The following is a 22,329-nucleotide window of genomic DNA, read 5'->3' as shown; positions in this document are numbered from 1 at the left end:
CCCCCCCCCCCCCCCCCCCCCCCCCCCCCCCCCGGCCCTTTTCCCGGGGGCCACTTCCTCCCCACCCCCTCCCAATTCCCCATAACCATCCCGCCGTCCGGTTTCCACCCCCCTTATCCCCACCCCTTTCCCCACCCTTCGAACGCACTGTCAGTGCCCTGTGGCAGGGTGGAGCGCGCATCTTCAGGGGGATCAACGGAAATCAGGGGGAGGGGCCTCATGTCCTTGGCCGAAGAAGTCGCGGCATTCCACATAGGCCGGCCGGACCCACCGGCCATGCTGGGAGAATTCCGGCGCACCGCAGTCCTGATTCCAGCCGTCAACGACTCTTTGCTGAGCGCCGATATGGACGGAATTCGTTGGCTGTACGCCTTCACCGACGAGGAAGCGCTGACCCGGTTCGCAGCGGCCCGCGACGACGGCCCAGGTGCCGACTGGGAGTACGTGACCTGCACCGGAGCCCGTCTGCTCGACGTCCTGATCCCTGGCATGGACAGCCCGACCGGCATCGCGCTGGATGCCGGAGGCGAGCACGGCATGCTCTTCCCGCCCGTGGCCGGAATCGTTCCTGATGCGGCGGCTCTCGATATACAGGACACGCTCCCCGGAGGGAAGCAGTAAATGGGGCTCATCGGTGGCGCCGGTTATCAGCTCGAACCGGAGGCATTCGAGCAACTCACCAAGGGAATCAGAGCCGCGACCGCGGAACTGAAAGAACTGGGCTTTGACGTCGAAGCGCAACAAGGCCGAGGATTCGACCGATTGTCCCTGGACGGCGTGGAATGCGGCGATGACGGCCTGGCCGCCGTACTCGACACGTTCTGCGAGCGGTGGGGCTGGGGCGTGCGCACGCTGATGCAGGACGCGAACGGCTTCTCCAAGAAGCTCGGCATCACGGCCGGTTTCTACTACGAGCAGGAGCAGTACGCCTCCGACACCCTCAAGACCGTGGTGAGTGACGCGGTCGGCAACCCCGCCGCGACCACCGAGCAACTCCACAAGAAGTCCTGGGCAGACGTCGCCGATCCCCTCAAGGACGCCGACTGGGATCCGACGTCCGCCGCCTCGCGGGCCGCAGGCCGACGCAGCGTGCAGACGGCCGAAGGGCTCGGCCACGACATCACCTCGATACCCGACCGCATGACCGGCGACGACCCGGCCGGCTCCAAGGGCGGGGCCGACAAGTGAGTCTCTTCTCCGACGGCGTCAACGCCGTCGGCAAGGCCGCGGGCGAGTTCACCGATGCCGTCGAACGCGGCGCCGGCGAGGTGGTCGAGTTCGCGACCGACAAGACCGGCGACGCCCTGGAGACCGTCGGCGCCGACGGTCTGGCCCAGCGGGTCCGCTCCGGGGGCGACAAGCTCGCCGGCGCCATGGGAGCGCACGTCGACGAGCGGCAGCTGGGCGAGACCGACGACCCGCGGCAGCTCATCCACGGCGACCCGTCGAAGATCAACGAATCCGCCGCCCACCTCAAGGACTTCTCCGCCGCCTTCGACCGCGTGGCGGACGGCATGCGCAAGCTGGGGTCCAAGGGCGACTGGGGCGGCAAGGCCGCGGACGCCTTCCGCGAGAAGTTCGACATGCACCCCAAGCAGTGGATGCGTGCCGCCGATGCCTGCGGCGACGCGTCGAAAGCGCTGAAGAACTTCGCCGAAACCGTCACCTGGGCCCAGGGCAAGGCCGGGGACGCCATCGAGAAGTACCAGCACGCGCAACAGGCCACGCTGCGGGCACAGAAGGCGTACAACGCCACGTGCCAGACGTATCTGGAGAAGGTCGACACCTACCACGCGGCCGCCGAGCGGGGCGACGACCCGGGTGCCGTTCCGCAGCGCCCCGGAGACTTCACCGACCCGGGCTCCGAGGGGCGGGAAGCCGCGCAGGACATGCTCAAGGACGCCCGCAGCCAGCGCAACGAAGCGGCCGAGCGGGCCCGTAGCGCCGTCAAGTCCGCGCTCGCGCACGCCCCGGATGCGCCACAGACCACCGAACTCCTGTCGGCCGACGTCAAGGACTACGGCACCGCCTACGCCGTGGAGAGCGTGCACATCGCCGGCGGCGCCCTGAAGGCCGGCGCCGACACCCTCAAGCTCGCCCGGATGGTCAACCCGCTCGACCCCTACAACATCGCCCACCCCTGGCAGTTCGCCTCGAACGCCACCACCACCCTCATGGGCCTGGCGTCCGCCCCCCTCCACCCCGTCGACACCGCCAAGGGCATGCTCGGCTCGGGCTGGGGCAGCGACCCGGGCGACGCGTACGGCGGCTTCCTCACCAACCTCGTCGGCGGGAAGGGCGCGGGCGGGCTGGCCAAGGGCGCGGCGAAGGCCGGCATGAAGGACGCCGCCAAGAGCGCCGCGCGGACCGCCGCCAGGGACGGCGGCAGGCGGACCCTCCGGGACCGCGCCCGCACCGCCTGGTGCAAGACCTTCGGCAACGACCCCGTGGACATGGCCACGGGCCGGATGATCCTCCCGCAGACCGACATCCGGCTGCCCGGAAGCATGTCCCTCGCCTTCGCCCGTACCTTCGAGTCCTCGTACCGCACCGGGCGATGGTTCGGCCCGGCGTGGATGAGCACCGTCGACCAGCGCCTGGAGATCGACGCGGAAGGCGTCATCCTCATCGGCGGGGAAGGCGACTTCTACACCTACCCGCACCCCACGGTCGGCGTTCCCACCCTCCCCGCCGAAGGCCCGGGACGGCCGCTCGAACGCACCCCCGACGGTGACTACCTCCTCACCGACCCGGACACCGGCATGCGCTGGTACTTCACCTCGTACACCGAGGGCCTCGCCGTCCTCGACGAGATATCCGACCGGCGCGGCAACCACCACACCTTCGACTACACCGAGGACGGCACCCCCACCGCCCTCACCCACAGCGCCGGCCACCGCCTCCTGTTCACCACCGAAGCCGACCGCATCACGGCCCTCCACCTGGCCGGCGCCGCCCCCGACGGCGGCGACCAGCTCCTCGTCACCTACGGCTACGACGCGTCGGGCCGTCTCACCACCGTCACCAAGTCGTCCGGCATCCCGCTGTGCTTCGGTTACGACCCGCAGGGCCGCATCACGTCCTGGACGGACACCAACGACAGCAGCTACAGCTACGCCTACGACGACCAGGACCGCTGCATCTGGCAGAGCGGCGTCGAGGGCCATCTGCACGCCCACTTCACCTGGGGCGACCCGGACCCGGCCACCGGTAGGCGGACCAACTCCCTCCGCAATTCCCTCGACCAGGTCACCACCTACCAGGTCAACGACCGCCACCAGATCGTCGCGGAAACCGACCCCGCCGGCGCCACCACCTGCACGGTCCGCGACGCCCAGCACCGCGTGCTGGCCACCACCGACCCCCTCGGCCGCACCACCCGCATCGGCTACGACGACAAGGGCCGACCCAGCCTCCTCACACTTCCCGACGGCACCACGGCCACCACCGTCTTCGACGCCGACGGCCACCCGGTGCGCACCAGCGCTCCCGACGGCACCACCTGGACCCACACCTACGACTCCGCAGGCAACCGCACCTCATCCACCGACCCCACCGGCGCCACCACCACCTACACCCACGACGCCGGCGGCCACCTCACCGCAGTCACCGACGCCCTCGGCAACACCACACACCTCCACTGCGACAAGGCCGGCCTCCCGCTCAGCGTGACCAACCCGCTCGGCGCGACGACCCGTTACGCCCGCGACGCCTTCGGCCGGGTCACCTCCGTCACCGACCCGCTCGGTGCCACGACCCGCCTCACCTGGACCGTCGAGGGGAAACTCGCCGCCCGCACCGACCCCACCGGCGCCACCGAACGCTGGACCTACGACGGCGAGGGCAACCGCACCACCCACACCGACCCCCTGGGGCGGACCACCCGCTTCGAGTACGGCCACTTCGACCTGCTCACGGCCCGCACCGACCCGGACGGTGTCCGCCACTCCTTCGCCCACGACACCGAACTCCGCCTCACCCAGGTCACCAATCCCCAGGGCCTGACCTGGCAGTACACCTACGACGCGGCCGGCCGCCTGGCCTCCGAGACGGACTTCGACGACCGCGTCCTCACCTACACCCACGACGCCGCAGGCCAACTCCTCACCCGGACCAACGCGTTGGGGGAGGTGACCGCCTACACCCGCGACCTCATGGGCCGCATCACCGCCAAGGACGCCGCCGGCCTCCCCACCACCTTCACGCACTCCCCGACCGGCGCACTCCTCCAGGCAGCCAACCCCGACGCCACGGTCTCCTACACCCGCGACGTCCTCGGCCGCATCACCGCCGAAACCGTCAACGGCCGCACCATGACGTTCGCCTACGACGCCCTGGGCCGCCGCACCTCTCGCACCACCCCCACCGGCCACACCACCACCTACGCCTACGACGCCGCCGGCAACCGCACCGCCCTCAACGCCGCAGGTCACCTCCTCACCTTCGACCACGACGCCGCAGGCAACGAACTCACCCGCACCATCGGCGACCACGTCCGTCTCACCAGCACCTGGGATCCCACAGGCCGCCTGGCAACCCAGTCCCTCCTGGCCGCCCCCACCGCCCCCTCGCTCACGGAAGCGGCCACCGGCGGCAGTGACACCTCCGGCATCCACGGCGCCGCCCCCGGCTTCGCCACCACCCAGCCGCCGCACCCGGCCACTCCCTCCCCCTCCCTCCTCCACCACCGCGCCTACACCTACCGCGCCGACGGCCACCTCACCGCCATCGACGACTCCCACACCGGCCGCCGCACCTTCGACCTCGACCGCGCGGGCCGCGTCACCGCCGTCCACGCCACCGACTGGACCGAGACCTACGCCTACGACGAAGCCGGCAACCAAACCCACGCCACCTGGCCCGACCGCCACCCCAACCCCTCAGCCCGGGGCGACCGCACCTACACCGGCACCCGCATCACCCGAGCCGGCACCCTCCGCTACGAACACGACCCCCTCGGCCGAGTAACCCTCCGCCAAAAAACCCGCCTCTCCCGCAAACCGGACACGTGGCACTACACGTGGAATACGGAGGACCGCCTGACGTCGGTCATCACGCCGGACGGGGTTACATGGCGGTATTTGTATGACGCGTTCGGGAGGCGGGTCGCGAAGGAGCGGTTGGGGTCCGATGCAGGAACGGCCACGGAGGAGAGTCAATTCGTATGGGACGGAGCTGTACTCAGCGAACAAACGACGCATCACCAAGCCGCTGATACACACGTAGTAACACTCACTTGGGAGCACAAGGGACTAAATCCCGTCAGCCAAACAGAAAGAAAGATCGCGGGCAAACCTGACACCCTTCCCCAATGTGAAGTCGATAAAAGATTCTTCGCCTTCGTGACCGATCTCGTCGGATCGCCCACAAAACTCATTTCAACAATCGGCGAGGTGGCCTGGCACACACGCTCCACCGTATGGGGAATTACCGCCTGGAGCGTCGACGCAACCGCATACACACCACTGCGATTCCCAGGGCAATATTTCGACCCAGAAACTCAGCTGCATTACAATTACCACCGATTCTATGACACGCAAACCGCTTGCTATATATCGCCGGATCCACTGGGCCTACGTCCAGCCCCGAACATTCACACGTACGTCAGCAACCCCCTCTCCGGAGTCGACCCACTAGGCCTCAGCCCCTGTGATGGCGGGTCCATTAACGGAGGGAGCTGGGATGCCAGCCAAGAGCCGTACCTATATCGAGGAATCGGGCATGCCAATGAGCACAGCCCACCCGCATGGAAAAATATGTACGACAATGCCCAGAAAGGGATTTCTGAGCCACTTGGAGGCCACTCCGACCCGGACCTTCACGCAGGAGGAACGACAGAGAGCGAATTTACTTCGTGGACGACTTACTACGAGGAGATGGCTCTCGAAGAAAGCTACAGAGGGAATGGTCCGGGCATTGTTCTCAGGATACCCAATGCCGACGGCGCAGGATATTCTAGAGTCCCCGGAGTGAATTTCCCATACGACGAGGGCGAGGTTATGATAAAAGGAAGAGTCACGGGTGCCGAAATGAGTCTGAATGGAGGAACATGGACCAGGACAAACTAATCACTCTCCTTTCGCACGCAAAAGAGGCCAGCATTTGCTCACAGAATATCCTGTCCGCAGCATACGCTGGATGCGAATTCACCTCAGGTAGGGTGACAAAAGAATCACTCCTCCACACGTACAACCGACGCCTGCGTCGAACCGAAGCCGGATCACCCCTCAACGCCGCAACGAAATCACTCATCGACTTCCTACAGGAATATCAAGATTCAAATCTATCCATGATTGGAATCCGGCCGCACGCCGGAGGATTCTATGCTTTTCTAGCCGATTCCGATGAGTCGCGAATCCTATTCGCGATGGATATGCTGAACCAAAACCCCACTTAAGCGAATACTCCAGCCAAGCCGACATCATGATGACCGAGGATTCTCGACTCACGTGATTGGCGCGAACTTCAAGGTCGGCATATATTGCGGCATTTTGAGGAGACCGTAACTAGACCAAGGGGAAAGCCTGCTTCGCAAAAGAGGCCACTTTCCCATACTCCGGCGGGCCGTCCGCCGATCCAGCTCCAAAGTGATGAGTTCGATCGGGGATCCTGCCGATCCGGTGACACAGCAAAGCGGCCCCTCCCGCCCCCACCAAGCGCCCTCACCCCCCGCTGCCTACGCTGAGTGGGTGAAGTGATCCGGTTATTCCGGTATATCCGCTGAGCAGGGCGGGTGAGCCGGGCCGACGGCCGGTGGAGGCGGGTTGTGTGGTGAGTGGAGACGGTCGGGGGGAAGCCGGCGCGGCCGGGCCGCGGGGGTCGGCGGTGGTCGCCGGTGCGTCACCCGATCCCCGGCGCTGGCTGGGCCTCGTCGTCATCGCGCTCGCGCAGTTGATGGTGGTGCTGGATGCGACCATCGTGAATATTGCGTTGCCTTCGGCACAGCGGGAACTGGGGATGTCGGATGCGAACCGGCAGTGGGTGATCACCGCGTACACGCTGGCGTTCGGCGGGTTGTTGCTGTTGGGCGGGCGGATCGCGGATCTCATCGGGCGGAAGAAGACGTTCATGGTGGGGCTTGTCGGGTTCGCCGTGGCGTCGGGGCTGGGGGGTGCGGCGAGCGGGCCGGGGCTGTTGTTCGGGGCGCGGGCGTTGCAGGGGGCGTTCGGGGCACTGCTGGCGCCGTCCGCGTTGTCGCTGCTGACGACGGCGTTCAGGGACGGGAAGGAGCGGGGGAAGGCGTTCGGGATCTACGGCGCCATCGCGGGCGGTGGCGGGGCGATCGGGCTGATCGCCGGCGGGCTGCTGACCGAGTATCTGGACTGGCGCTGGTGTCTGTATGTGAACGTCCCGGTCGCGGCGCTGGCGTGCGTGGGCGCCGCGGTGTTCCTGCACGACCGGCCGGACCGCGGGCGGGCCCGGCTGGACGTCCCCGGTGTGATGCTGGGCTGCGGCGGTCTGGTCGCGCTCGTCTACGGGTGCAGCGAGGCGCAGCCGCGGGGCTGGGCTGCCCCTCTGGTGCTGGGGTTGCTGGTGGGTGGCGTGCTGCTGCTGGCGGCGTTCGCCTGGTGGCAGGGCCGGGCCCGGTATCCGCTGCTTCCGTTGCACATCGTGCGGGACCGTAATCGCGCGGGCGCTTTCCTCACGATGGCCTTGGCCGTCATCGCGATGTTCGGAATGTTCCTGTTCATGACCTATTACTTGCAGGTCGTGCTCGGCTATTCGCCGGTAAAGACCGGGCTGGCGTTTCTGCCGATGACGGCGGCGATCATTATCGGCTCGACGCAGATATCGGCGCGGCTGCTGCACCATCTCGCGCCCCGGCTGCTGATGGCGCCCGGCGCGCTGCTGGCCGCTGCGGGCCTGTTCCTGCTGACGTTCCTGACCGCCGAGCCGGCGTACGTCTCGCATGTACTGCCGGCCGAGCTGCTGGTCGGTCTCGGCATGGGCCTGATCTTCATGCCGGTGACGGCCACGGCCACCGCGGGGGTCGCGTCCCGGGATGCCGGGGTCACGTCGGCGACCGTCAACACCGCGCAGCAGGTGGGCGGTTCGATCGGTACGGCGCTGCTCAACACCCTCGCGACGTCGAGCAGCGCGACGTACATCGCGTCCCGGATGGCGAGCGCGTCGCGCACCGGGCAGGTCACGGCGGCGGTGCGGAACGGCATCGTCAAGGACGGTGTGGTGCACGGCTTCACCGCCGCGATCGGCGTGGGCTCGGCGATCATGCTGCTGGCGGCCGTGGTGGCCTGGTTCATGGTGACGGCGCGGGCCCCGAAGCACGGGCCGAGGCCCGCGCGGGACGCGGCGGCCGCGGCGGTGTGAGACGGGGCGGCAGGGCCTCGGCAAGGAACGGTCCTGATCTGCCGCGCGGTGGTGGGGAGGCCCGTTGTGGTCCGCGGAATAGCCGTCGGAAATGCGTGCGGAAAAGCCCGCGGATTCGTATCGCACCGTCCAGTACGATATTGACGTTCCGTAAAGCAATTCTTCACTCACCGTAGCGACTTGGGAGCAGCCGGCAATGGCTCGACACCTCATCACCAGCGCCCTTCCGTACATCAACGGGATCAAGCACCTGGGCAACATGGTGGGGTCCATGCTCCCGGCCGATGTGTATGCGCGGTATATGCGCCAGCGCGGGCACGACGTGCTCTACATCTGCGCGACGGACGAGCACGGCACCCCGGCCGAGCTGGCCGCGAAGGCCGCGGGGCAGTCGGTGGCCGCGTTCTGCGGTGAGCAGCACGACAAGCAGAAGGCGATCTACGAGGGCTTCGGCCTGCGGTTCGACCACTTCGGGCGCAGCTCGTCGCAGCAGAACGTCGAGCTGACCCAGCACTTCGCCCGCAAGCTCCAGGAGAACGGCTTCATCGAGGAGCGGGCGATCCGCCAGGTCTTCTCGATCGCCGACGACCGCTTCCTGCCCGACCGCTACATCGTCGGCACCTGCCCGCACTGCGGCTACGACAAGGCGCGCGGCGACCAGTGCGAGAACTGCACCCGGGTGCTGGATCCGACCGACCTGATCGACGCCCGGTCGGCGATCAGCGGCAGCGGCGATCTGGAGGTGCGCGAGACCACGCACCTCTTCCTGCTCCAGTCCAAGCTCCAGCACGAGGTCGAGGGCTGGCTGGCCGGCAACGGCAGTGCGGAGTGGCCGACGCTGGCCTCGTCCATCGCCCACAAGTGGCTGACCGAGGGCCTCCAGGACCGGGCGATCACCCGCGACCTGGACTGGGGCGTTCCGGTTCCGGCCGACGTATGGCCCGAGCTGGCCGCCGAAGGCAAGGTCTTCTACGTCTGGTTCGACGCGCCGATCGAGTACATCGGCTCGACGAAGGAGTGGGCGGACGCGGCGTCCGACGGCAGCCGCGACTGGAAGTCGTGGTGGTACGAGGCCGACGACGTCCGCTACACGGAGTTCATGGCGAAGGACAACGTCCCGTTCCACTCCGTGATGTTCCCGGCGACGCAGCTCGGCACCCGTGAGCCCTGGAAGAAGGTCGACTTCCTCAAGGCGTTCAACTGGCTGAACTACTACGGCGGGAAGTTCTCCACCTCGCAGCAGCGCGGCATCTTCACGGACGCGGCCCTGGAGCTGCTGCCGGCCGACTACTGGCGCTACTTCCTGATCGCCAACGCCCCCGAGTCGGACGACACGTCCTTCACCTGGGAGCTCTTCTCCGCCTCGGTCAACAAGGACCTGGCGGACACGCTCGGCAACTTCGTCAACCGGGTGCTGTCGTTCTCGCGGAAGCGGTTCGGCGACGACGTGCCCGCGGGCGCCGACGCCGGGGCCGCGGAGCAGAAGCTGGGCGAGGAGATCGCCGGGCTGCTGGCGGAGTACGAGGGCCACATGGAGGCGCTCCAGTTCCGCAAGGCGGCGGCCGCGCTGCGCGCCCTGTGGAGCGCGGGCAACTCCTACCTGGAGGAGAAGGCCCCCTGGCTGGAGATCAAGACCGACAAGGACGCGGCGGCGCTGACGCTGCGGACCGCGATGAACCTGATCCACCTGTACGCGATCGTCTCCGAGCCGTTCATCCCGGCGTCGGCGAAGGCGATGCGGGACGCGTTCGCGCTGGCGGACGACACCGCGGCGTGGGTCACCCCGGAGGAGGCCAGGGCGCTGTCCTCCGTCCCTGCGGGCACGGCGTTCACGGTGCCGCCGGTGCTCTTCGCGAAGATCACCGAGGAGGACCTGGAGTCGTACCGCGAGCGGTTCGGCGGCGACGACTCCGCGTAGGCAGACGCAGGCAGGCGAACGCCCCCGGGACCGGCTGGTCCCGGGGGCGTTCGCGTGGGCCGGGGTTACTTGCCCTGCGTCTTCACCTGCGGCTTGCGGATGGTGAGGTGCAGCTCCTTGAGACGCGCCTCCTCGACCTCGCTGGGGGCACCCATGAGCAGGTCCTGGGCGTTGCCGTTGAGGGGGAAGGCGATGGTCTCGCGGATGTTGGGCTCGTCGGCCAGCAGCATGACGATGCGGTCGACGCCGGGGGCGATGCCGCCGTGCGGCGGGGCGCCGAACTTGAAGGCGCGGAGCATGCCGCCGAACTCGTGCTCCACGGTCTCCTTGTCGTAGCCCGCAATCGCGAACGCCTTGTACATGACGTCCGGCTCGTGGTTACGGATCGCGCCGGACGACAGCTCGGTGCCGTTGCAGACGATGTCGTACTGCCAGGCCAGGATGTCCAGCGGGTCCTTGGTCTCCAGCGCTTCCAGGCCGCCCTGCGGCATGGAGAACGGGTTGTGCGAGAACTCGATCTTCCCGGTGTCCTCGTCCTTCTCGAACATCGGGAAGTCGACGATCCAGCAGAAGCGGAACTCGTCCTCGACGAAGTTGCCGGTGCGCTTGGCGGCCTCGACGCGGACCGCACCCATGATCTTGGAGACCTCGTCGAACTCGCCGGCGCCGAAGAACACCGCGTGGCCGGGCTCCAGGCCCAGCGCGCCGACCAGCGCCTTGACGTCGTCCTCGGTGAGGAACTTGGCGATCGGCCCGGCCAGCTCGTTGTTCTCGCCGACGCGGACCCAGGCCAGGCCCTTCGCGCCCTGCTGGACGGCGAAGTCGCCCATCTGGTCGAAGAACTTCCGCGACTGGCCCGCGGTGTCCGGCACCGCCAGGGCGCGCACGTGCTTGCCCGCGAACGCCTTGAAGCCGGAGCCCGCGAAGATCTCCGAGACGTCCACCAGCTCCAGCTCGGCGCGCAGGTCCGGCTTGTCGGAGCCGTACTTGAGCATCGACTCGCGGAACGGGATGCGCGGGAACGGCGAGGTGACCGTGCGGCCGTTGCCGAACTCGGTGAACAGCTCGGTCATCAGCGTCTCGATCGGGCCGAAGACGTCCTCCTGCTCGACGAAGCTCATCTCGACGTCGAGCTGGTAGAACTCGCCGGGCGAACGGTCCGCGCGGGCATCCTCGTCGCGGAAGCAGGGCGCGATCTGGAAGTAGCGGTCGAAGCCGGCGATCATCAGCAGCTGCTTGAACTGCTGCGGGGCCTGCGGCAGCGCGTAGAACTTGCCGGCGTGCAGGCGGGAGGGGACCAGGAAGTCGCGGGCGCCCTCGGGGGAGGTGGCCGACAGGATCGGGGTGGCCATCTCGTTGAAGCCCAGCGCGGTCATCTTGTGCCGGATGGCGGAGATGACGGCGGTGCGCAGCAGGATGTTGCGGTGCATGCGCTCGCGGCGCAGGTCGAGGAAGCGGTATTCGAGGCGCTTCTCTTCGTTGACACCGTCGTCGGCGTTGATCGTGAAGGGGATCTGGTCGGCGGCGCCGAGCACCTCGACGTCGGTGACCTCGATCTCGATCTCGCCGGTCGGCAGGTCGGGGTTGACGTTGTCCGCACCGCGGGCGCTGACCCTGCCGTCGATCCGGACGACGGACTCCTTGGTCAGCGAGCCGAGCGCCTCGTTGGCCGGGGTGCCGGGGCGGGCGACGAGCTGCACCAGACCGTAGTGGTCGCGCAGATCGATGAAGAGGATGCCGCCCAGGTCACGTCGATTGTGCAGCCAGCCGCTGAGGCGGACGTCCGTGTCGACGTCCGCGGCCCGAAGCTCGCCGCAGGTGTGGGACCGGTACCGATGCATCGCTCATCCAAGTCGTCGCGAGTCGAAGAGGGGGAGATCGCGGACGGACCGCGTGCCGCCCGCGGACGGACCGTTTCTGTCCGCGGAGGACTGCCCCAGGTTGGTGATAACCGCTCCAGGTTACCGTCCCGTGCCCCGTCGCTCGATTGGCATAGACGTGTCAGGGCGGCGGGGATACGGACGCCCTGAGCGCGGCGGGCCGCCGTGGGACGATGGTCACGTCGGCCTCGCTGGTCGGGTCTCGGCAAACCCACATAAAGTGAGGCAATGCGCACCAAGGAGCTCCTGGCCGCCATCGCGACCGGCCTGTGGCGCTGGGACGACGCGACGGGCCGGGTGAGCCTCGACGCCGAAGCGGCCCGGCTGCTGGGTCTGCCCGCGGAGCCCGTCGAACTCGGCGAGGGGGCCGTGCGCTCCCGCTTCCACCCGGTCGACTTCGCCGAGATCAACGGCGTGGTGCAGCTCGCCGTCTCCGAGCGGACCCTCGCCGAGGCCCGGCTGCGCGTCGTGGACACCGACGGCCGGGTGCTGCGGATCGTCCGCACCCGCTCCCGGCCGATGAAGGCCGACGGCGGCTTCATCCTGGTCGGCACACTCCAGGAGGTCCCGGAACCGCAGCCGGACACCGGTTCCGCCCACACCCCCATCACCGGCGACTGGCGCCGCTCGCGCGAGGCGTTCCTGCTGGACGCGGGCCGGGCGCTGGCCGAGGCGCGGTCCACCGCCGAGGTGCTGCGGGTCGCGGCCGGCCTGTCGATGCCCGGATTCACCCCGGACGGCCTCGCCGTCTTCGGCATCGAGGGCGACCGCATCTCGGTCATCGGCCACCACGGCCACAAGCACGGCGACGAGCGGCCGTTCACCGAGATGACGCTGAGCACCGATTACCCGGCGGCCGAGGTGATACGGACCGGCCGGGCGATCTACCTCCCCAACCCCGACGCGTACCTGGAGCGCTACCCCACCGCCTGGCCGCTGGCCGCCCGCTTCGACCGGGTGTCCTGGGCGTTCCTGCCGCTGATCAACGCGGGCCGGACGATCGGCGCCTGGATGGCGGGCTTCAACCACCCGGTGACCTTCACGCCGGACGAGCGGTCGGTGCTGACCACGGTCGCCCGGATGCTGGCCCAGGCGCTGGCGCGGGCGAGCGCGCAGGAATCGCAGCACGAGCTGTCCGTCGGCCTCCAGCGCAGCATGATGCCGACGGTGCAGCCGGACATCCCCGGGATGACGGTCGCCGCCCGGTACGTGCCGACCGGCGGCGGCCTGGAGGTGGGCGGCGACTGGTACGACATGATTCCGCTGCCCTCCGGCCGGATCGCGCTGGTCATCGGCGATGTCCAGGGGCACGACGTACGGGCCGCGGGCCTGATGGGCCAGCTGCGGATCGCCCTGCGTGCCTACGCGTCCGAGGGGCACCACCCCGACGCGGTGCTCTCCCGCGCCTCCCGCTTCCTGGCGGGCATCAACGAGACCGAGGGCGGCGTCCAGGGCGCCGACCCGCGCTTCGCGACCTGCCTCTACATCGAGGTCGACCCGGCGACCGGGCTGCTGGACATCGCGCGGGCCGGGCACCCCGATCCGGCGATCCGGATGAACGACGGCACGATGCTGGTGCGCCCCACATCGGGCGGGCTGCCGCTGGGCATCGACCCGGACACCGACTACCCCACCACCCGGCTGGTCCTGGAGCCGGGCGAGACGATGATGGTGTGCACGGACGGGCTGATCGAGACCGGCGGCCACGACCTGGAGACCGGCTGGGCGCGGCTGCGCGAGATCATCGAACGGCACGACGACGGCGCGGACGCCGAGGGCCTGGAACGGCTGGCCGACGAGTTGGTCCAGGCCGTCCACGGCCCCTCTTCGCACCACAGGACCGGGCCGCTGATAGACCGCCGCGAGGACGACATCGCGGTGCTGCTGCTGAACCGCGAGGGCGGCAGCTGCGGGGTGGGCACCGGCGGCCGGATGCCGCAGCAGCCCGTCCGGCGCACCGTGCTGACCGTCGCGCAGGCCGAGCCGGAGCGGATAGGCGAGGCACGCCGGCAGATCCGCGACGTGCTGCACGACTGGGCCGACCCGGACCAGGTGGATTCCGCGGTGCTGATGGTCTCCGAGATGGTCACCAACGTGCTGCTGCACACCGACGGGGACGCGCTGCTGATCGCCGAGATCTCCGGCGTGCGGGGCGGCCGCCGGATCCGCGTGGACGTCGCCGACGGCAGTGACGAGCTGCCGCACCGCCGCAGCCCCGGCGAGCTGGCGTCGTCGGGGCGCGGCCTGATGCTGATGGAGCTGCTGGCAGGAGCGTGGGGCGTGGATCCGCGCGGGGACGGCAAGTCGACGTGGTTCGAGATCTACGAGGACGCGGGCGCGGACGGGCCGGTGCCGGGATCGGCCGGGGCGTCGGGACCTGCGGTGTCCGGCGGGCCCGCAGGTCCTTCCGGCGGCCCGGAGGAGTCGGTGCCCGAGCCTGCGTAGTGCCGGCGCAGCTCGTGCAGCACGCCGAAGACGGCGGCGGTCAGCGGCACGGACAGCAGCATGCCGAGGATCCCCGCGACGCTGGCACCCGCCGTGATCGCCAGCATCACCGTCGCCGGGTGCATCTGGACCGTACGGCTCTGGATCATCGGCTGCAGGACGTGTCCCTCCAGCACCTGGACGGCCAGCACCACGCCGAGCACCCACAGCGCCTTCACGAAGCCGCCTTCGGCGAGCGCCACCAGGACCGCCACCGCGCCCGAGATGAACGCGCCGAGGTAGGGGATGTAGGCGCCGACGAAGACCAGTGCGCCCAGGCCGAAGGCGTTGGGCACCTGGAGGACCAGCAGGCCGACGGTGATACAGGTGGCATCGATCAGGGCGATGAGGGTGGTGCCGCGCATGAAGCCCTCGATGGCCTGGAAGCCGCGGCGGGCCATCCGCTCCAGCTGGGGCGCGGATTCGCCGGGGGCCCAGTCGTGCAGCGCGCGGAGCGCCTTGTCCGAGTCCCGCAGGAAGAAGAACGTCAGCAGCAGCGCGAGCACCGCGGCGGCGACGAACTGGCCGAGGATGCTGACGCCGGCCAGCAGCCCGGAGGCCGCGGTACCACCGAACTTGCCCAGCAGCTGCTTGGCGTTGGAGGCGAGGTCGTTGAGCGAGGTGCCCGCGGTGCCGAAGTGCTGGGAGACCTGTTTGGCCGCGTCCTTGAGCGAGGCGATGATCTGGTCGCCGGTGTCGACCAGCGCGCTGACCACGACGTAGCCGGCGCCGCCGACGACGACCAGCAGCACGGCGCAGGTCAGCCCGGCCGCGAGGGAGCGGTTCAGCTTCATCGCCACCAGCCGCCGGTACAGCGGGCCGAGCAGCGCGCTGCCCAGCAGTGCCAGCAGCACCGGCGTGACGGCCGTGCTCAGCTCGACGCACAGCCAGACCCCGACCGCGACCACACCGGCGACCAGCAGCCCGACCCCGCACCAGGCGGCGACCCGGCGGGCAGCGATCGGGAGCAGCGGCGCCTCGCCACGGGGCCGGTTCTGTTCCAGTTCATTTCGCACCCGGACAGTCCACCACGCGCGCCGGGCCGGTCGCCGACAGCGGACGGGACCGGCGCCGCGCCGTACGGCCGCAGGCCCTCCTGGCGGCCGGCTCCGGGCAGGTAAAAGGGGGCGGTGTTTCACGTGAAACACCGCCCCCTGCACCGGAGTTCGCTCCCGGCAGGCGCGCGGTCAGCTCGCGTCGGCGGGCACCGTTCCCAGCCGGCCGGCCTTGAAGTCCTCGAATGCCTGGGCCAGCTCGGCGTGGGTGTTCATCACGAACGGGCCGTAGTGCATCATCGGCTCGCGGATCGGCAGCCCGCCCAGCAGCACGACCTCGAAGTTCGGGCTGCGCGACTCCTGGGTCTCGTCCGCCCGGATCGTGAGCGCGTCACCGGAGCCGAAGACGACCGCCTGCCCCATCCGGAACGGACGTCCTTCCGCGCCCGCCGTGCCGCGCCCGGCCAGGCCGTACGCGAGGGCGTTGAAGTCGGCCCGCCAGGGGAGGGTCAGCTCGGCACCCGGGGTCACCGACACGTGCAGCATGGTGATCGGCGTGTGGGTGGCGCCGGGGCCCTCGTTGCCGTCGATGTCGCCGGCGATCAGCCGCACCAGCGCACCGCCGTCGGCCGAGGTCAGCAGCTTGACCTGGCCGCCGCCGATGTCCTGGTAGCGGGGGGCCATCATCTTGTCGCTCTTCGGCAGGTTCACCCACAGCTGGAGGCCGTGGAAGAGACCGCCGGACATGACCAGCGACTCCGGCGGCGCCTCTATGTGCAGCAGGCCGGATCCGGCCGTCATCCACTGGGTGTCGCCGTCGTTGATGACGCCGCCGCCGCCGTGCGAGTCCCGGTGCACGAAGGTGCCGTCGAGCAGGTACGTGACGGTCTCGAAGCCGCGGTGCGGGTGCCAGGGCGTGCCCTTGGGCTCTCCCGGCGCGTACTCCACCTCGCCCATCTGGTCCATCATGATGAACGGGTCGAGGTGCTTGTAGTCGATGCCGGCGAACGCCCGGCGCACCGGGAAGCCCTCGCCCTCGAAACCACTCGGCGCGGTGGAGACGGCAAGCACCGGACGGCTGTGCGCGTCGGCGGGTGCTGCCACACGCGGCAGGGTCAACGGGTTCTCTACGGTCACTGCGGGCATGACGGCCTCCTCGGTCGTTCGGATTTCAACTTAGTTGAATGCTGAACAACTCGCAAGGCATGCGGCATTCCCGCAGGTGCCACTCCAGGTCAAACGGTGTTTTTCAGCCGTACATCCGGCGCATCGCGAAGTCGACCATCTGCTCCACGGCCTTCGCGTCGAAGACCATCCGGTGGTCGCCCTCCATGTCGAGGACGAAGCCGTAGCCGGTGGGCAGCAGATCCAGCACCTCGGCGCCGGTGATGACGAAGTACTTGGACTCCTTGCCCGCGTACCGGCGCAGCTCCTTGAGCGAGGTGAACATCGGGATCACCGGCTGCTGGGTGTTGTGCAGCGCCAGGAAGCCGGGGTTGTCGCCGCGCGGGCAGTAGACCTTGGACGTGGAGAAGATGCCCTGGAAGTCCTCGGCCGACATCGAGCCGGTCGTGAAAGCGCGCACCGCGTCGGCGAGCGAGGGCGGAGACGGCTCCGGATACAGCGGCTGCTCGCCGTAGCCCCCGGAGGGCGGTTGCTGCGGCGGGGGCGGCGGCGCACCGTACTGCTGCTGCCCGACACCCGCGTTCTGGTCATAGCCGTACATGCGGCACAGCGTACTGATTCGGCGGGGGCCGCACCGGCCCGTACGGGAACTCCTGCGCGGACCCGCGCTCCGAGGGGCCCTGACGGCCCGGCGGGGGGACGCGCGTCACAGATGGACGGAAAGGGTTGCGCCTTATTACCGGTGGGTAGCATCATCGGTAGCTACTTGCTGGTATGCGTAACGAGGCCGTCCCTCACTCCCGTCCACCACTCCTCAACGAGGCGCTGCGCGCCACTCTTGCTGAACTGATACGGAGCCGTACCCATGGGCCACTACAAGTCGAATCTCCGCGACATCGAGTTCAACCTCTTCGAGGTGCTCGGCCGTGACAGCGTGTACGGCACCGGACCGTTCGCAGAGATGGACGTCGACACCGCCAAGAGCGTGCTGTCCGAGATCGCCCGGCTGTCCGAGAACGAGCTGGCCGAATCCTTCGCCGACACCGACCGCAACCCTCCGGTCTTCGACCCGGACACCAACACCGCGCCGGTACCCGACACGTTCAAGAAGAGCTACCAGGCGTACATGGACGCCGAGTGGTGGCGCCTGGGCATCCCGGAGGAGATCGGCGGCACCACCGCGCCGCGCTCCCTGCTGTGGGCCTTCGCCGAGACGATCCTGGGCGCCAACCCGGCGATCTGGATGTACGCGTCAGGACCCGCCTTCGCCGGCGTCCTCCACGACGAGGGCACCGAGGAACAGCAGCGCATCGCCCAGCTGATGGTGGACAAGCAGTGGGGCTCCACGATGGTGCTCACCGAGCCGGACGCCGGTTCGGACGTCGGCGCCGGCCGCACCAAGGCCGTCCAGCAGGAGGACGGCACCTGGCACATCGAGGGTGTCAAGCGCTTCATCACCTCCGGTGAGCACGACATGTCCGAGAACATCGTGCACTTCGTCCTCGCCCGCCCCGAAGGTGCAGGACCCGGCACCAAGGGCCTGTCGCTCTTCATCGTGCCGAAGTACGACTTCGACTGGGAGAGCGGCGAGCTGGGCGAGCGCAACGGCGCCTACGCGACCAACGTCGAGCACAAGATGGGCCTCAAGGCGTCCAACACCTGCGAGATGACGTTCGGCGCGAACCGCCCCGCCAAGGGCTGGCTGCTCGGCGAGAAGCACGACGGCATCCGTCAGATGTTCAAGATCATCGAGTTCGCCCGCATGATGGTCGGCACGAAGGCCATCGCCACCCTCTCCACCGGCTACCTCAACGCGCTGGAGTACGCCAAGGAGCGCGTGCAGGGCCCGGACCTGGCGGCCTTCACCGACAAGACCGCGCCGCGCGTCACCATCACCCACCACCCCGACGTGCGCCGCTCGCTGATGACGCAGAAGGCGTACGCCGAGGGCATGCGCGCGCTGGTGCTCTACACCGCGACGGTCCAGGACGAGATCCTCGTCAAGGAGGCCGCGGGCGAGGACGCGAGCGCCGCCACCCGCCTGAACGACCTGCTGCTGCCGATCGTCAAGGGCTACGGCTCGGAGAAGTCCTACGAGCAGCTGGCGCAGTCGCTGCAGACCTTCGGCGGCTCCGGGTACCTCCAGGAGTACCCGATCGAGCAGTACATCCGGGACGCCAAGATCGACACCCTCTACGAGGGCACCACCGCGATCCAGGGCCAGGACTTCTTCTTCCGGAAGATCGTCCGCGACCAGGGCCAGGCGCTGACCGTGCTGTCCGAGGAGATCAAGACGTTCCTCGCAAACGGCACCGGCGGCGCGGAGCTGGAGCAGGCCCGTGGCGAGCTGGCGAAGGCGGCGGCCGACCTGGAGGCGATCGTCGGTGCGATGCTGACCGACCTCGCGGCGACCGAGAAGGACGTCAAGTCCATCTACAAGGTGGGCCTGAACACCACCCGGCTGCTGCTGGCGTCCGGCGACGTCGTCATCGGCTACCTCCTGCTCAAGGGCGCGGCGGTGGCCGCGGAGAAGCTGGCCGGCGCCCCGGCGAAGGACAAGCAGTTCTACACCGGCAAGATCGCGGCGGCGAAGTTCTTCGCGCACAACGTCCTGCCGGGTGTCTCGGTGCAGCGCGGCCTGGCCGAGGCCGTCGACCAGTCGCTGATGGAGCTGGACGAGGCCGCGTTCTGAGATGACGCGGCCGGCCCGACCGGCGCGCGTCCGCCCAGTGCGGCGTCCACATCTGCCGTGCCCGCCTCCCTTCCCCCGGGGCGGCGGGCACGGCCGTGTCCGGGCCGCTCCGCCGTCCCCCGGGCGCATTCATGGCGATTGCACGCATCCTGGCCGGAAGAGAGCGGAAGGGAGCGGAGTCACCCCGCACGCAGGCGGGGTTCGGGGGGCCCGGCTCCTTATGCTGATTCCATGACCAACTCCGCCCGCTTCGATCGCGGCCACACCGACGACCTGATGTCCTTCCTCGCCGCAAGTCCGTCCCCGTACCACGCGGTGGCGAACGCCGCGGCGCGGCTGGAGAAGGCCGGCTTCCGGCAGGTGGCGGAGACGGACGCGTGGGACGGCGCGAGCGGCGGCACGTACGTGCTGCGGGGTGGCGCGATCATCGCCTGGTACGTCCCGGAGGGGGCGGGCCCGGCGACGCCGTACCGGATCGTGGGGGCGCACACCGACTCCCCCAATCTGCGGGTCAAGCCGGTCCCCGACACCGGCGCGAACGGCTGGCGGCAGATCGCCGTCGAGGTCTACGGCGGCACCCTGCTCAACACCTGGCTCGACCGCGACCTCGGCCTCAGCGGCCGGGTGACCCTCCGGGACGGCAGCCACCGCCTGGTGAACATCGACCGGGCGCTGCTCCGGGTGCCGCAGCTCGCCGTGCACCTCGACCGCTCGGTCAACACCGACGGTCTGAAACTGGACAAACAGCGCCACATGACGCCGATTTGGGGCCTGGGCCAGGTCGCGGAGGGCGACCTGATCGCCTTCGTGGAGGAGGAGGCCGGCGTCTCCCCCGGGGACGTACGGGGCTGGGACCTGATGGTGCACAGCGTCGAGCCGCCCGCCTACCTGGGACGCGAGGGCGAACTCCTCGCCGGGCCGCGGATGGACAACCTCCTTTCCGTGCACGCCGGTACGGCCGCGCTCATCGCGGCGGCCACCGCGGGCGGCGAGCTGACGGCCATTCCGGTCCTGGCCGCCTTCGACCACGAGGAGAACGGCAGCCAGTCGGACACCGGTGCCGACGGCCCGTTGCTCGGCACGGTCCTGGAGCGTTCGGTCTTCGCCCGCGGCGGCTCGTACGAGGACCGGGCGCGGGCGCTGGCGGGTACGCTCTGCCTGTCGTCCGACACCGGGCACGCCGTACACCCCAACTACAGTGAGCGGCACGATCCCGGGCACCACCCGATGCCCAACGGCGGCCCGATCCTGAAGGTGAACGTCAACCAGCGATATGCCACCGACGGCAGCGGGCGTGCGGTCTTCGCCGACGCCTGCGAGCGGGCCGGTGTTCCCTGGCAGGCGTTCGTCTCGCACAACGCGATGCCGTGCGGCACGACGATCGGGCCGATCACCGCGGCCCGGCACGGCATCAGCACCGTCGACATCGGTGTCGCCATCCTCTCCATGCACTCGGCACGCGAACTGTGCGGCGCCGACGACCCGTATCTGCTGGCGAACGCCCTGACGGCCTTCCTGGAGGGCTGAGTTGGACTTCTCACTGCTGGGCCCGATCGCCGTCACGTCCGGCTCCGGGCAGCTGTCGCTCGGGCCCGCGAAACGGCGCAGTGTGCTGGCGCTGCTGCTGTTGCAGCCCAACACCACCGTCCCCCTGGAACAGCTCATCGACTCCCTGTGGGAGGACGAGCCGCCCGAACACGCCCGTACGGTCGTCCAGGGCCATGTCTCACGGCTGCGCGCGACGCTCGCCGAAGGCGGCGCCGACGCGTACGGCATCGAGCTGGCCACCCACGGATCGGCCTATCTCCTGCGGCTGCCCGAGGAGTTGATCGATGCCCACAGGTTCGGTGAACTCGTCGCACTGGCGCGGCCCGAGGCGGCGCCGGCCGACGCCGTGCCGCTGCTGCGCGAGGCGCTGGGGCTGTGGCGCGGCCCGGCGCTGACCGGCACCGTCACCAGCCCGCCGTTCGCCGCCGCGGCCCACGCCCTGGAAGAGCGCCGGCTGACCGCGGTCGAGGCGCTGGGCCGCGCCCACGGCACGCTCGGCGAGCACGAACAGGCCGCGGCCGTCCTCTACTCCGCCGCCGTCAACCACCCGCTGCGGGAAGGGCTGATCGCCGGCCTGATGCGGGCACTGTTCCGTACCGGACGGCAGTCCGACGCGCTGGAGTGGTTCCACCGCACCCGGCGGCTGCTCAACGAAGAGCTGGGCGTCGACCCCGGCGAGCGGCTGCGCAGTGCGTACGAGGAGATCCTGCGGGCCGAGGCGGCCGACCGGCGAGGGGCGGGCTCCGCCACCGGCCGCACGCCGCAGCGCAGCGCCGGTGACAGCGCGGGAGCGGCGGCGGCCGGCGGGGAGCAGGTGCCCGCGCAGGGCGGCGCGGCCGGCTCCGGCGCGCGGGGCGGACCGGGGCGCGCCCCGTCCGCGCCCCGGCTGCTGCCCAGGCCGCCGGCCCGCTTCCTGGGCCGCCAGGACCAACTCGCCGCGCTGACCGACGCCTTGACGGACCGCACGACGGGCGAGAGTCCGCTCGCGGTGGTCGCGGGCCCGGCCGGCGTCGGCAAGACCGCCTGCGCCGTGCAGTGGGCGCACCAGTACGCGGCAGCCTTCCCCGACGGGCAGCTCTTCGCCGATCTGCGCGGCTTCGGGGAGGGCGACGAGGCGGCGCCCGCCGAGATCCTGCGGGACTTCCTGCTGGCGCTCGGCACGCCCCCGGAGCGGGTGCCGACCTCGGCGCAGGCCGCGTCCGCACTGTTCCGCTCCCTGGTCGCCGAGCGCAGGCTGCTCGTCGTCCTGGACCACGCCCGCAGCTCGGCGCAGGTCAGGCCGCTGCTGCCGGGCGGCCTGGCCTGCGCCACGGTCGTCACCAGCCGCAGCCGGCTGGACGGCCTGGTCGCCACCGACTG

At 69.5% G+C, this 22,329-nt stretch carries 12 protein-coding genes and 1 pseudogene; 9 read left to right on the top strand and 4 right to left on the bottom strand.

Annotation, left to right across the window (positions count from 1 at the left end; translation table 11 throughout):
* Positions 1-219 precede the first annotated feature (219 nt).
* From LIU39_RS32475 to metG, 5 genes are all read left to right on the top strand, one after another.
* Positions 220-621 carry an SseB family protein gene (locus LIU39_RS32475; RefSeq protein ID WP_227050540.1) on the top strand — a complete coding sequence of 134 codons (402 nt, stop codon included), beginning with the start codon at positions 220-222 and terminating at the stop codon, positions 619-621.
* Complete coding sequence (locus LIU39_RS32470) at positions 622-1,188, top strand: hypothetical protein (RefSeq protein ID WP_227050539.1); 567 nt, start codon at positions 622-624, stop codon at positions 1,186-1,188.
* A complete protein-coding gene (locus LIU39_RS35110) occupies positions 1,185-6,068 on the top strand; it encodes a putative T7SS-secreted protein (protein ID WP_308409444.1) in 4,884 nt (1,627 codons plus the stop codon). The genes LIU39_RS32470 and LIU39_RS35110 overlap by 4 nt, the downstream gene beginning before the upstream one ends.
* 826 nt (positions 6,069-6,894) lie before the next feature.
* The gene (locus LIU39_RS32455) at positions 6,895-8,328 is read left to right on the top strand and encodes an MFS transporter (protein WP_372464127.1); all 1,434 of its coding nucleotides are present in this window, start codon (positions 6,895-6,897) and stop codon (positions 8,326-8,328) included.
* Between the two features lie 196 nt (positions 8,329-8,524).
* Entirely contained in the window at positions 8,525-10,246 is a 1,722-nt protein-coding gene (metG, locus tag LIU39_RS32450; protein WP_227050538.1) for a methionine--tRNA ligase, read from the top strand.
* Between the two features lie 65 nt (positions 10,247-10,311).
* Here the strand turns inward: metG and aspS are convergent, their stop codons facing one another.
* On the bottom strand, positions 10,312-12,087 hold the full coding sequence (aspS, locus tag LIU39_RS32445) for an aspartate--tRNA ligase (protein WP_227050537.1): 1,776 nt from the start codon (positions 12,085-12,087) through the stop codon (positions 10,312-10,314).
* A gap of 267 nt (positions 12,088-12,354) precedes the next feature.
* Between aspS and LIU39_RS32440 the strand changes: the two genes are divergently transcribed.
* Positions 12,355-14,571, top strand: a complete 2,217-nt coding sequence (locus LIU39_RS32440) for an ATP-binding SpoIIE family protein phosphatase (protein ID WP_227050536.1) — start codon at positions 12,355-12,357, stop codon at positions 14,569-14,571.
* On the opposite strand, the pseudogene LIU39_RS32435 reads toward LIU39_RS32440, so the two are convergent.
* The 3 genes and pseudogenes from LIU39_RS32435 to LIU39_RS32425 form a co-directional block, all read right to left on the bottom strand.
* A pseudogene (locus LIU39_RS32435) lies at positions 14,496-15,626 on the bottom strand (AI-2E family transporter); the annotation flags it as partial. The gene LIU39_RS32440 and the pseudogene LIU39_RS32435 overlap by 76 nt on opposite strands.
* Positions 15,627-15,797: 171 nt before the next feature.
* Entirely contained in the window at positions 15,798-16,751 is a 954-nt protein-coding gene (locus tag LIU39_RS32430) for a pirin family protein (RefSeq protein ID WP_227050535.1), read from the bottom strand.
* A gap of 103 nt (positions 16,752-16,854) precedes the next feature.
* A complete protein-coding gene (locus LIU39_RS32425) occupies positions 16,855-17,331 on the bottom strand; it encodes an SseB family protein (RefSeq protein WP_227050534.1) in 477 nt (158 codons plus the stop codon).
* A 264-nt stretch (positions 17,332-17,595) separates the two neighbouring features.
* Here LIU39_RS32425 and LIU39_RS32420 point away from each other — a divergent pair, with 264 nt between their 5' ends.
* The 3 genes from LIU39_RS32420 to LIU39_RS32410 form a co-directional block, all read left to right on the top strand.
* On the top strand, positions 17,596-19,422 hold the full coding sequence (locus tag LIU39_RS32420; protein ID WP_227050533.1) for an acyl-CoA dehydrogenase: 1,827 nt from the start codon (positions 17,596-17,598) through the stop codon (positions 19,420-19,422).
* 231 nt (positions 19,423-19,653) lie between these two features.
* Positions 19,654-20,949, top strand: coding sequence for a M18 family aminopeptidase (locus tag LIU39_RS32415; protein WP_227050532.1), 1,296 nt, complete (start codon positions 19,654-19,656; stop codon positions 20,947-20,949).
* A gap of 1 nt (position 20,950) precedes the next feature.
* Positions 20,951-22,329: AfsR/SARP family transcriptional regulator (locus tag LIU39_RS32410; protein ID WP_227050531.1), on the top strand; the 1,379-nt coding region annotated here is incomplete at its 3' end.

The organism is Streptomyces pinistramenti (assembly GCF_020564935.1).
Lineage (GTDB): Bacteria > Actinomycetota > Actinomycetes > Streptomycetales > Streptomycetaceae > Streptomyces > Streptomyces pinistramenti.
Note: the sequence above shows the minus strand (reverse complement) of the source record. Positions and strands in the feature narration are given on the sequence as shown.